This window comes from Alteromonas sp. ASW11-130, from assembly GCF_026183735.1.
Lineage (GTDB): Bacteria > Pseudomonadota > Gammaproteobacteria > Enterobacterales > Alteromonadaceae > Alteromonas.
In genome coordinates, this window is the sequence record NZ_JAPFRE010000025.1 from 76,198 (window position 1) to 88,592 (window position 12,395).

Here is a 12,395-nt window from a genome sequence, read left to right on the forward strand (position 1 = left end):
AATTTTTTTAAGATAAGTGTGACTCTAATTGTGCCAAACGCACTTCGAAACGTTCTACATCATTACGTAGATCGCTGACTTCATCGCAAAAGTGGAGGACAGCTAACTTGTGAGCAGCTAATTCCTTTTCTTCGACTAGGGCATTAGCCAATACTCGCTGCCCCTTTTGAGTAAACTCAGATACGGAATTGAACCAACGATGAGCGACTGTAAAAGCCTGATGGGCGAATACGTCGCCGGTATACTTGGCTACCTGTTCCTCCCAGTCGATATCTAACTCGCGGAACAGCGCACTAGCGTGCTGCGCTACATTGATGTCACCTTCCAGATGGAGTTTTTTTTGCTGGATCAAACGGGTTAACTGGCTGGTTTCTTTTAATTCTGGCAATACTGCAAGCTGCGTTTTGATACAGCAATGTTGAGGGGAAAGGTTGGAAGCGAGCATTTCGAACGATTCGCTTTCAACGCTGACGTCAACTTTATCGGAGAAGTGCAGCGTAATACCATCGGCGAAGCCTTCGATATAAACACTTAGGCATGCATGGTTTAGCTTGGCAAGCCGCTGCTGACTATCGGGATCGAGAAATATCACTTGGTTTATAAGTGTTTCTAACGCGCCGCTTAGCATAGACTTAGCCGGCATTTAAAATTTGTACCCACGATGAAGCGCGACAATACCACTGGTGAGGTTCTGGTAATCACAATTTTCGAAGCCAGCCTGTTCGAACATACTTTTAAGCGTTTCCTGATCGGGATGCATGCGGATACTTTCCGCGAGATACTGATAACTTTCACTGTCGTTCGCGACTAATTTACCCATGGTCGGTAGCACATGAAATGAATACCAATCATATATTTTGCTAATCGGTTCGATAGTGGGTTTAGAAAATTCCAAGACTAACAATCGCCCGCCAGGCTTAAGAACCCTAAATATTGAATTCAAGGCATTTTGTTTTTCTGTGACGTTTCGCAAACCAAACGCCATGGTAACTAAATCAAACGTATTATCTGCAAAGGGTAGCGCCTCCGCATCAGCCTGAACGTATTCAATATTCTTAATTAGCCCCTGATCCCGAAGCTTGTCACGTCCCACTTTTAACATGGATAAATTAATATCAGCCAGTGTAACCGAACCCGTTGGGCCGACTCTGCGAGAAAACTTAGCAGCCAGATCACCTGTGCCCCCCGCCAGGTCTAATACATGTTGACCTTTTCTAACGGCTGCACAATCGACCGTATATCGCTTCCATAATCGGTGAACGCCCATAGACATTACGTCGTTCATCACATCATATTTAGCTGCGACTGAATCGAAAACTCCGGCCACCATTGATGCCTTGGATGATTTGTCTACCTGCTTATAGCCAAAATGGGTAGTCGCGTGCTCCCCTTCAGAAGGAAGCGAGTTGTCTGCTGGTTGATGGTCGCTCATGGCTATCCTGTCAAACTGGGTTTGAATTTGCACTGAAGTGTAACCAATTCGCTTTAATGAAGACAGTCATTTACCCATTTTACCTTGTTAATTTAAACGCCATCGCGATATTTTGATCGGCTAGGGGCTACGGAAGCGCCTGATTCGTGCCCCAACTCATGGCTAATATACGACTGATATGCTGTAAAGGCTGCTTACTTTCTTCATGCCAATGGAAAAATACCTCATCCATTGCATCTAAACTACGGTTAGAATACATTCCACCTGTAATGATATCGTTTTTACGCAGATAATCTTCTACATCCCGCGAAAGCAAAAAGGTATCGACACCGATTGCCCGCAGCATGTAGGGGCCGGTGTTGCCCCCTAAACGCGTGCCATGATGCTTCAACTTGCGCCATAGTTGAGTGATATTGCCCGGCCCGAATTGATTTACAAACGCAGCAAAGCAACCGTACTCCTGACTGATATCTTTAATCATCAACGCGTTGTCGCGCACTGTTCTAACCTTTTTATAGTTTCTAATGATACGTTTATCAGTCGCTTTTTGCTCGAGCATTTCGTCAGGCATGAGCAATATTTTTTCTATATCAAAGCCGAAAAAGGCCTCTTCAAAGTATGGCCACTTTTGTTCGACGACCCGCCAAACAAAGCCTGATTGAAAGACCTTTTTTGTCATGTGTGCCAAAAAGCGATCATTGCTAATTTTGGCAATATCCGATTTGGAAAGGGGCTCTCCCACCTGAGCGTTAAGCGCCTCCTCAGATCCCTTGCGTTCGCAGGCGCGTTGGTAAATTGCAGCAAATGACTCAGGCATGGCTCACAATGCCGTTGTGTCTTAACAGTGCGTCGACCTTAGGCTCCCGCCCTCTAAAGGCGACAAACAAGTCCATAGGTTCGCGACTGCCCCCCATTTCGAGAATATTATGCAGAAACGACCGCCCCGTGGTGCGATTGAAAATACCCTCTTCTTCGAACTTACTGTATGCATCTGCAGAAAGCACTTCTGCCCATTTATAGCTGTAGTATCCGGCCGCATAACCGCCGGCAAATACATGCCCAAAACTGTGTTGGAAACGATTGAATTCAGGGGGAATATTTACCGCCACTTCCTCTCTGACTTCATCTAATATTTTCTGCACATCTACACTAGCCCCATCTTCGCTATGCAAAATAAAGTCAAACAAGCTGAATTCAAGTTGGCGTACCATTAACATGGCAGATTGGAAATCGCGTGCAGCTAACATACGCTCTAGCAAATCTTCAGGCAACGGCTCGTGGGTTTGCCAATGGCCGGAGATAAAACTCAGTGCCTCTTTTTCCCAACACCAGTTTTCCAGGAACTGGCTGGGTAACTCCACCGCGTCCCAGGGAACACCATTTATTCCAGACACTCCAGCCACCGACATTTTCGTCAGCATATGATGAATACCATGCCCAAACTCGTGGAACAAGGTAACCACTTCATCGTGTGTAAACAGCGCAGGCTTATCTCCCACCGGGCGGTTGAAATTACACGTAAGAAAAGCTACAGGTTGCTGCAATTCGCCATCTGTTTTTCTGCGTCTTACCCGGCACTCATCCATCCAGGCGCCACCTCGTTTATTTGCTCTGGCATACAAGTCGAGATAGAAACTGCCTCGATGCACATCTTCCTCATCCGTTAATGTAAAATAACGCACATCTTTATGCCACGTATCGATGCCTTTTTGTTCTTTAATAGTAATACCGTATAAGCGCTTCACGACTTCAAACAGACCTCCCAACACTCTCTCTTCTGGGAAATAAGGGCGTAGCATTTCATCGGAAATGGTGTAACGCTGCTGTTTCAATTTTTCGCTGAAGTAAGGAATATCCCAGGCATTTAAGGATTCGATACCGTGTTCGTCTTTGGCAAATTGTTTGACTTCTTCCAGTTCTTTTTTCGCTTGAGGTAAAGAACGCGAAGCCAAATCGTGCAAAAACGTTAATACTTGTTCGGTTGAAGAGGCCATCTTGGTCGCAAGGGAACGCTCCGCGAATGTGTCGAAACCCAGTAACCTGGCCAGTTCGGTGCGTAACTGTAAAGTTTCCTTAATCACACTGGAATTGTCCCACTTCCCAGCATTCGGTCCTAATTCAGAAGCGCGGGTAACATAAGCCACATACATTTCTTCGCGTAAGGCCTGGTTATCTGCATACAACATTACCGGAAGATAAGAGGGGATATCCAGCGTAAACAACCAACCTTCTAATTCCTTTTCTTTGGCTGCTTCCGCCGCTGCATCCAGGGCAGAGTCAGGTAGACCTTTAAGCTCATCTTTATCAGTAACATGTTTAGTCCAGCCCATAGTGGCGTCCATTACGTTATTACTGAAGGATGAGGCTAGTTCACTCAGACGCGATTGAATTTCGGCAAACCGCGTTTTTTTGTCGGCGGGTAGCGCCACCCCAGATAAGGTGAAGTCCCGAATAGTATTGGTAATGTGCTTTTGACTTTGCTCATCCAGTTTAGCGTATTCCTCGCTGTCTCTAAGCGCACAATAAGCTTTATATAACCCTTCGTGTTGGCCAACCCAGGTTGAATAGTCAGATAACAACGGTAAACACGCATCGTGAGCCTGTCGTAAATCATCTGAGCTCAGCACTGAGTTCATGTGGCTGACCGGTGACCATATTTTGCTAAGCCCGTCATCAGCTTCGTCAATATAGGTTACGACATTCTTAAAGCTGTAATCTTTCGAGTTCACCACCTCTTCTATCGCCTCTTTGCAATGCGCAATGGCTCGTTCAATAGCAGGCTTGATGTCTTGGGTTTTTATTTGAGAGAACAGAGGTAAACCATCTACCTTTTCCAATGCTGAAACAGTCATATTTCGCTCATTCGTTATGAAATTCGTTTATTGATGTAAGGGTAGTCGTAAATAAAAACAAGCACTATGGAGGTAAATTAATTTTCACTTTTGAATCGCGTCTAAAAAGCATCTATACATAATCGAACCGGAAGCGAGCTTTGGCATTAACGAAACAAACATGTAGCATGACGATATACGTTTCTAAAAGGTTTAAATTGTGATGAAAGAATTTGATTATATTTGTATTGGCGGTGGTAGTGGTGGCATTGCCTCCGCTAATCGTGCAGCTAAACATGGCAAAAAAGTAGCGCTAATAGAAGGGGGCCCTATAGGCGGTACATGTGTTAATGTTGGCTGTGTCCCCAAAAAGGTCATGTGGTACGGCGCCCAAGTAGCTGAAACAATTTCTCATTATGCCCCGGACTACGGCTTTGATTTGACGGTAAATAACTTTAGCTGGAAAACCTTAATCAAGAATCGCGAAGCTTATATTAACCGCGTACATGCTTCCTACGACAGAGTATTGGGAAACAATGGGATTACTCGTATTGAAGGCCACGCGACGTTCGTTGATGATCATACGATAGAGGTTAATGGCGAGCACTTGACCAGCCAACATATTACGATAGCGGTCGGAGGACATCCAAATTTACCGGACATTCCGGGAGCCGAATACGGCATAGATTCGGATGGTTTTTTTGCTCTCAGCGAGCAACCAAAACGTGTCGCTGTTGTCGGCGCGGGTTATATCGCAGTAGAACTGGCGGGTATGTTACATGCACTGGGAAGTGAGACCCATATGCTTATCCGTCATCACGCCCCACTACGCCACTTTGACAATATCATTCACTCGAAGTTAGTTGAATTTATTAACGAAGATGGCCCAAAGCTACATGACCATACGGAAATTGAAAAAGTAGATAAACTCACAAGTGGTGCCCTAAAGTTGAGCCTGTCCAACGGCAAAGAACTCGAAGTAGATAGCTTACTCTGGGCGATTGGACGTACCCCCAGTACGGCTAACCTAGGGCTTGAAAATACGGGAATAAAAACAACGGATAGAGGCTATATAGAAGTTGATAAATATCAGACAACATCCGTGAAGGGCGTATATGCAGTGGGTGATGTTACCGGGCAAGTAGAGTTAACCCCCGTGGCAGTAAAAGCTGGGCGACTGTTGAGCGAGAGGCTTTTTAACAACACCCCTGACGCGCATATGGACTATTCACAGATTCCCACTGTAGTGTTCAGCCACCCCCCTATAGGCACCATTGGCCTAACCGAAGAAGAAGCCAAATCACAATATGGCGAAAGTGAAGTGAAAACCTATACGTCCACCTTTGCCGCGATGTTTTCGGCGGTGACCCGCAATAGACAAAGCACCCACATGAAACTGGTGTGTGTGGGTAGTGATGAAAAAGTGGTGGGTTTGCACGGTATCGGTTTTGGAATGGATGAAATTTTACAGGGTTTTGCCGTCGCCATAAAAATGGGAGCGACTAAAGCAGATTTTGATGCATGTGTTGCCATTCATCCTACTAGTGCAGAAGAGTTCGTGACGATGTAACTGGGAATCACCGGTAAAGTCTGCGTTATATAGCATCCAACATACTACCTCAGATAACTTATTGTTGATTTACTGGGGTAGTATTTAAGAATGAGCATTTTCGAAAATAGCTTGCAGCAATACCGAATGTAGTTATAGGACGTCACCTTATATGCGTTTATCGGCTACGCCGAAGACGACTCCCTCAATTGGAATATGACGTAGCATAGATATTCTATTTTTGAGATACATTTTCAAGGCTTTCCGAAGCGGTGGCACTATTCCGGCTTTTTTGCTTTTATAGTACAAGGGACGTTAGCGTAGGTGATTATGATGAACGTAGGAAAACCCTTAGTCTATATATTATTTTTGATAGGTGCGCCGTTCAAACTTCAAGGTGCTGAATATTTCATTAATCTCCCAGAGCCTATTGAGTCGACCTCAGCTAACAAAAAAATCATTGATTTTTTTAACTCTGTGTATGCTGAAGTTGATATTCAACCTATATACATCTATTCCCCCGCGAAAAGAGGATTCACCAATTTACATCGTAAGAAAATTCAGGCTGAGGGTTATCGAGCCGGATATATTGGCGAAACGAATGTAGGAGTTGAATATCGGATAGACGTCCCTTTAGCGCGAGTAAAAGTAGGTGTATTCTGCATCTACAAGTACCGTTGTACTATCCAACGCGGACAAAACTATGCTATTCAGGCAAGTTTCCAACAGGGTCAGGAAATTTGTAGAGCGCTGGATATTAAATGTCAGTTCGTGAAGGGCGATAGAGCGTTAGCGAAATTACTTGAGCGCAATATGGTGGATGCCGTTATCTCTCCCTTTCCAGCGTATGAATCCTATTTATGCAGAACAAAACAAAAAACGCTCTTTTACAAAGCACTACCGGCGCATTCTTTTACAATCCATCACTATACCAACCTGAAAAGTGCGGCCCTAAGGCAAAAAATCACTCAAGCTATAGTAGGTCGTCTACGTCTTCCCATTTCACCTTTTCGTGACTTTTCATCTGAACCAAATTTAGAGCGTTGCGCCAAGTTAGTGAAATCCGCAGGTTAGTAGAAATTACCCCATAATGCGTAGATATAGTGGTAGCGTAAACGGCTATCTTCGTTTTTATATTTTCTGAACGAATAGGCGCCTTCGCTTTCGCCATACGATAAATCATCACGCTTTTGGCTTTTTAAACTTTATTTAACTCGGCCCCCTTCAAAATAACCTTTATCGTTAGCTATCAAATTATTTAACTGTATTTATCCTGATAGTTTTCTATATTGAGGGTAACTTAGTCAGATAGGTAGCGTTAATGGATGATGATGAACTGGTTTTTGCCAGCGACGAAATTACCGAGAATGTGTTGCCAAAACAGGCAAAGTGGCGGATTTTGGTTGTGGATGACGAAGCTGAGGTCCATCAGGTTACTCGCCTTGTCATGAATGATTTTGTGTTTGACGGTCATGGCGTTCAGTTAGAATTTGCATCATCAGCGAAAGAAGCGAAAACCATTCTAAAAGCCGACAAATACCACGAAATCGCTGTAGCCATTATTGACGTAGTAATGGAATCTGCACATGCAGGTTTGGAGCTTGTACAGTGGGTTCGCGATGAATTAAAAAACCATACAATACGTCTAATTTTACGTACTGGACAGCCCGGCGAAGCGCCGGAAGAGAGTGTGATCCGCAATTACGATATAAACGATTATAAAAACAAAACAGAGCTTACCGTACTACGGTTGAAAACATCGCTATACGCCACGTTACGAAGCTATCGGGATATCCGCATAATTGAGCGACACCGAAGTGGTCTTGAAAAAATTATCGCCGCCACCTCCCAATTTATAGAGTGTGATACGTTAAGCGAATTTGCTTCCACTATCCTGAATCAAATTTCCGTTATTTTAAATATCGAATCTAGTCAAATAGTGTGTTGTGCGGTAGTAAAAGAGCATACCCAATCGCAATCCGATCTTATGGTTCTTGCTGCTAACAAAGGCGCCACTCAAAGTATCGCGGTAGATAACACTTTGCTGACAGATACAGTGGATAATCGAATTGCCGAAGCGCTTCAACGTAAGGAAAATATTGAGAAAGAAGACTATTTTGTGGGTTACTTTACTACCAAACGGGGCACCGAGAGCGTGCTCTATGTAGAAAACGAAACGCCCCTTGAAGCCGTTCAGCATCACTTACTTGGCGTATTTACTCACAATATCGCAGTGGCGCATGAGAATCTTAAATTAAGGGATGTCATTAAAGAGTCTCAAAAAGAACTTTCCTATGTAATCGGTGAAGCGGTAGAAATGCGTTCGAAAGAAACAGGGTCGCATGTTAAACGGGTGGCACAAATAAGTTATCTGCTTGCCAAAAAATACGGTCTTCCCGAGTCAGAAGCGGAACTGATTAAACTTGCTTCGCCACTGCATGACGTTGGCAAAGTGGGTATTCCCGATCATATTTTAAACAAACCGGGAAAACATGATGTCGATGAGTGGAAAATTATGCAGACACACCCAACGATCGGCTACGAGATGCTCATCAAATCTGATAACCCTATTCTGCAGTTAGGTGCGCATATATCTCACGAACATCACGAACGTTGGGACGGTAAGGGTTATCCACGAGGATTATCCGGTAAAGATATTCATGTAGCAGGCCGCATTACCGCAGTTGCAGATGTATTCGATGCGCTTGGCAGCGCTCGATGCTACAAGGGCCCGTGGGACGAAGATGAAATTGTTACGTATTTTAAACAAGAAAAAGGCAAGCGCTTCGAGCCAAAATTAGTTGAAATTTTACTCGACGATTTACCCAGCTTTTTCGAGATAAGACGCAAATTTCCGGACAATCCGGACTGATAGGGTTGAAATCGCGCCCTTCCTACCGGAATGTCAGAACTGCTATACCTCTCGTAGTGAGCAATACAGTATGCTTCTTTTGTGTAGATAGTTTTTTAGTTTTTTGAGTACCGTTACAACGGTCCCGCCCCCTTACCCATAGACAATCCGCGTGTACGATATGTATTGACGCGCCGCAATATATTAAGGCCATTTTAACTAGGCCCTATGTTTTCTGCCGCGTAAAAACGACGGCTAATCCGAACCCAGTAATCCAGCCTTTGCAACTTTGCCAGAACAAATGTAATTTATGGTCGGATTTTTTCACGCTTAGCTGGACTACATTAATGATAAAGCAACCCAAATTATGGTTAAGTGCGCTAGCACTCAGCTTGTGCTCTTCAACACTTTCTCTTCACGCTACCGAAAAAGCAGATGAAAACGAAAATAAGAAAGAAGAAAAGTGGAATGTGTTGGAGCCACCGTTTAAGTTAAACGACGTATCTATTACGACCCAAGAAACCACTTGGTCGAGCCTTGACGTTTCTCCCGACGGCGAATACATGGTGTTTGATATGCTAGGTGATTTGTACAAGGTATCTCTGTCTGGTGGCAAAGCCACAGCATTGACTCAAGATTTTGCCTGGAATATTCATCCGGCAATTTCTCCTGATGGCAAACAAATAGCCTTTATTTCAGATCGTGGTGGTATCTCCAATATTTGGGTGATGGATATAGACGGCAGCAACTTAAAACAGATAAGTACGTCAGATAAAAACCTGATCCACTCACCTAAATGGAGTCCAGATGGCAATTATTTAGTTGCCACCAAAGGTATTATGTCTAGTCGCAGCATTCCTGCTGGCGAAATCTGGATGTATCACAAAGATGGAGGCGACGGACTCCCTATCAAAGAAAGGGTAAATGGCAAAAGCGAGCAGAACAATATAGCCGATCCAGTGTTTTCTGCCGATGGCAAGTATATCTACTATACCCAAAATACCGTTCCTGGAAGTAATTTCGAATATAACCGCAACCCACTAGAGGGCATTTTCGCGGTGACCCGTTTTGACCGGGAAACCGGCGAAGAGAGTAGATATATCTCTGGCACAGGTGGAGCAATTGTTCCCACACCTTCACCCGACGGAAAATACGTGGCGTTTATACGCCGGGTAAAAAACAAAACCGGTCTATTTATTAAAGAACGCGAAACCGGTCTTGAGAAGCCTCTTACTTTGGAATTAGAGCGAGACATGCAAGAAGGCTTTGGTTCAGAAGGTTACTATGCTTATTTCGACTGGTTGCCTGACTCCTCGGCTTTAGTTTATTGGGCTGGGGGTAAATTTCATCAAATCAACCTCGCAGATAAATCGATTACACCGATTAATATTTCTGTCGACGCTAAATTACAATATGCTGACGCATTGCGTTTCGATGTAGATGTCGCAGCAGAACAATTTGATGTAAAGATGATCCGTTGGTCACAGAAATCGCCCGATGGAAAATCTATTCTTTTCCAAGCACTGGGGAAGCTTTATGTACGTGATTTGAAAACGGGTAAAAACCGCCGTTTAACGTCACAGAACGAGCATGATGAATATTATCCTCGTTACTCAAATGATGGAAAATCCATTATCTATGTAAGCTGGGACGATCAGAATCTTGGTGCGGTACGCATTGTTGACGCGTCCGGTAAAAATAGTCGCGTCGTAACATCTCAGCCGGGCCATTTTATCAACCCCAGCTTTTCACCAGACGGAACATGGATAACCTATCAAAAATTTGAGGGTGGTTACCTATTAGATCCCAAGTATTCTGTCGATCCAGGTATCTGCGTGATGAACCTGAAGGAAAAAAAGGCTACCAAAGTACTAGATAGTGGACAGTCACCTCATTTTACTGATAACAACGAGCGCTTATATTTTACCGAATATGCCGGCGATACACCTTACCCAGAAACCCAATTCAGCAGCGTCAACCTGCAAGGAAACGATAAGCGTGTCCATCTCTACGGGGCAGACAGTGTAAGTGAGTACAAACTATCCCACGATGGACAGTGGATTGCGTTCGTACATCAGTTTAAAACCTATGTTGCCCCCTTTATCGATAATGGAAAAAAAATCAACCTGGGACCAAAAACCTCTGCTTATCCTGTAAAGCAGCTTTCGGCCCGGGCGGGTGAGTATTTAACGTGGAGCGCAGACAACAAAGCGGTGGGTTGGTTTCACGGCCCTCATTACTACGAAAGAGAGTTGACCCAAGCCTTTGCTTATTTACCCAATGCGGTTGAAGAGCTACCTGAACCGGAAGACAAGGGTCTTAACCTGTCGTTTAGGGTAGAGTCTGATAAGCCATCGGGCGTTAAAGCATTAGTGGGCGGCAAAATCGTCACCATGCGTAATGCAGACAATTCACAGGAAATCATAGAAAACGGTGTGGTGCTTATTGCGGATAACCGCATTGAAGCAGTGGGTAAAGTGGGTGAAATATCGATTCCCGACGAAGCCTTACGCATTGATGCTAAAGGCATGACTATTATTCCTGGCTTAATTGATGCGCATGCTCACGGTTCGCAAGGTCGTCATGAAATTATTCCACAGCAAAACTGGGCACAATATTCCAACCTTGCATTTGGTGTGACCACCATCCACGATCCGAGTAATGATACTACTGAGATTTTTGCTGCTTCAGAGTTACAGCGCGCGGGCAAACGAGTTGCACCACGTACTTACTCGACAGGCACCATCTTATACGGCGCAGAAGCATTAGGATATAAGGCGATTATTAACACTTACGACGACGCCTGGTTCCATGTGAATCGTTTAAAAGAAAGCGGCGCTATATCGGTAAAAAGTTACAACCAGCCTCGGCGGGATCAGCGTCAACAGGTGCTTTGGGCAGCTAAAGATCTGAATATGATGGTGATGCCAGAAGGGGGCGGTAAATATCAACAAAATATGACCATGATGGTGGATGGCCATACTGGCCTTGAACACAGTATTCCGATTCCTAAGGGCTATAGCGATGTAACCCAGTTATGGCAAGCGACAGAATATGGTTATACCCCCACATTCGTGGTCTCTTATGGCGGTATGATGGGTGAAGAGTATTGGTACGACCGTACTGAGGTATGGAAAAACGAACGCTTATTACGCTATGTGCCCTCTTATATTATTGATTCGCGCTCCATCAGACGCCCTACAGCTCCTGACAATCAATACAATCACGTCCAAGTTGCTGAGTATGCAAAAACACTACGCGACGCCGGTGTAAGTGTTCATATCGGTGCCCATGGCCAACGTGAGGGCCTTGGCGCCCACTGGGAACTATGGTCGATGGAACAAGGTGGTTTTACGCCTTGGGAGGCATTGCGCGGTGGCACAATTGATGGGGCCCGCCATTTAGGTATGGATAAACACATCGGTAGTATCGAAAAAGGCAAACTGGCTGATTTAGTTGTCATCGAGGGTGACGTATTAAACGACTTGCGCCGCAGTGAATACGTAGCATACACGGTACTAAATGGCCGTATCTACGAAGCCGCGACTATGAATGAAGTCGGCAGTAAGAAACAACGTGAAGCGTTTTTCTTTGAAAAAGATAATGCGACCTTTATGCCTGCTTCTACCACGGTAGAAATTGAGGCCAAGGCGGAAAAATATCACTGGCATCACTAGTTAGCGAAACGTTGGTGTTTAAACTAAAACGGCTTCCATAAGGAAGCCGTTCTCG

8 protein-coding genes are annotated in these 12,395 nt (G+C 44.5%); 4 read left to right on the plus strand and 4 right to left on the minus strand.

Annotated features, from left to right (window positions below; translation table 11 throughout):
- Nucleotides 1–7: 7 nt before the first annotated feature.
- The 4 genes from OPS28_RS08815 to prlC form a co-directional block, all read right to left on the minus strand.
- On the minus strand, nucleotides 8–643 hold the full coding sequence (locus tag OPS28_RS08815; RefSeq protein ID WP_265609088.1) for a ubiquinone biosynthesis accessory factor UbiJ: 636 nt from the start codon (nucleotides 641–643) through the stop codon (nucleotides 8–10).
- Complete coding sequence (gene ubiE, locus OPS28_RS08820; protein ID WP_265609089.1) at nucleotides 644–1,432, minus strand: bifunctional demethylmenaquinone methyltransferase/2-methoxy-6-polyprenyl-1,4-benzoquinol methylase UbiE; 789 nt, start codon at nucleotides 1,430–1,432, stop codon at nucleotides 644–646.
- A 127-nt stretch (nucleotides 1,433–1,559) separates the two neighbouring features.
- The gene (locus OPS28_RS08825; protein ID WP_265609090.1) at nucleotides 1,560–2,249 is read right to left on the minus strand and encodes a DNA-3-methyladenine glycosylase I; all 690 of its coding nucleotides are present in this window, start codon (nucleotides 2,247–2,249) and stop codon (nucleotides 1,560–1,562) included.
- Nucleotides 2,242–4,284 carry an oligopeptidase A gene (gene prlC, locus OPS28_RS08830; RefSeq protein ID WP_265609091.1) on the minus strand — a complete coding sequence of 681 codons (2,043 nt, stop codon included), beginning with the start codon at nucleotides 4,282–4,284 and terminating at the stop codon, nucleotides 2,242–2,244. The genes OPS28_RS08825 and prlC overlap by 8 nt, the downstream gene beginning before the upstream one ends.
- Nucleotides 4,285–4,486: 202 nt before the next feature.
- Here prlC and gorA point away from each other — a divergent pair, with 202 nt between their 5' ends.
- From gorA to OPS28_RS08850, 4 genes are all read left to right on the plus strand, one after another.
- Nucleotides 4,487–5,833 carry a glutathione-disulfide reductase gene (gorA, locus tag OPS28_RS08835; RefSeq protein ID WP_265609151.1) on the plus strand — a complete coding sequence of 449 codons (1,347 nt, stop codon included), beginning with the start codon at nucleotides 4,487–4,489 and terminating at the stop codon, nucleotides 5,831–5,833.
- A gap of 309 nt (nucleotides 5,834–6,142) precedes the next feature.
- On the plus strand, nucleotides 6,143–6,886 hold the full coding sequence (locus tag OPS28_RS08840) for a hypothetical protein (protein WP_265609092.1): 744 nt from the start codon (nucleotides 6,143–6,145) through the stop codon (nucleotides 6,884–6,886).
- Nucleotides 6,887–7,133: 247 nt separating this feature from the next.
- The gene (locus OPS28_RS08845; RefSeq protein ID WP_265609093.1) at nucleotides 7,134–8,684 is read left to right on the plus strand and encodes a DUF3369 domain-containing protein; all 1,551 of its coding nucleotides are present in this window, start codon (nucleotides 7,134–7,136) and stop codon (nucleotides 8,682–8,684) included.
- A gap of 326 nt (nucleotides 8,685–9,010) precedes the next feature.
- Nucleotides 9,011–12,340, plus strand: a complete 3,330-nt coding sequence (locus OPS28_RS08850; protein ID WP_265609094.1) for an amidohydrolase family protein — start codon at nucleotides 9,011–9,013, stop codon at nucleotides 12,338–12,340.
- The last annotated feature ends 55 nt before the right edge of the window (nucleotides 12,341–12,395 follow it).

Excerpts from the sequence above, each read along its gene's own strand:
- OPS28_RS08825 (WP_265609090.1), bottom strand. The coding sequence starts at position 2,249 with ATGCCTGAGTCATTTGCTGCAATTTACCAACGCGCCTGCGAACGCAAG.
- OPS28_RS08840 (WP_265609092.1), top strand. The coding sequence starts at position 6,143 with ATGATGAACGTAGGAAAACCCTTAGTCTATATATTATTTTTGATAGGT.
- OPS28_RS08850 (WP_265609094.1), top strand. The coding sequence starts at position 9,011 with ATGATAAAGCAACCCAAATTATGGTTAAGTGCGCTAGCACTCAGCTTG.
- prlC (WP_265609091.1), bottom strand. The coding sequence starts at position 4,284 with ATGACTGTTTCAGCATTGGAAAAGGTAGATGGTTTACCTCTGTTCTCT.
- gorA (WP_265609151.1), top strand. The coding sequence starts at position 4,487 with ATGAAAGAATTTGATTATATTTGTATTGGCGGTGGTAGTGGTGGCATT.
- OPS28_RS08815 (WP_265609088.1), bottom strand. The coding sequence starts at position 643 with ATGCCGGCTAAGTCTATGCTAAGCGGCGCGTTAGAAACACTTATAAAC.
- OPS28_RS08845 (WP_265609093.1), top strand. The coding sequence starts at position 7,134 with ATGGATGATGATGAACTGGTTTTTGCCAGCGACGAAATTACCGAGAAT.
- ubiE (WP_265609089.1), bottom strand. The coding sequence starts at position 1,432 with ATGAGCGACCATCAACCAGCAGACAACTCGCTTCCTTCTGAAGGGGAG.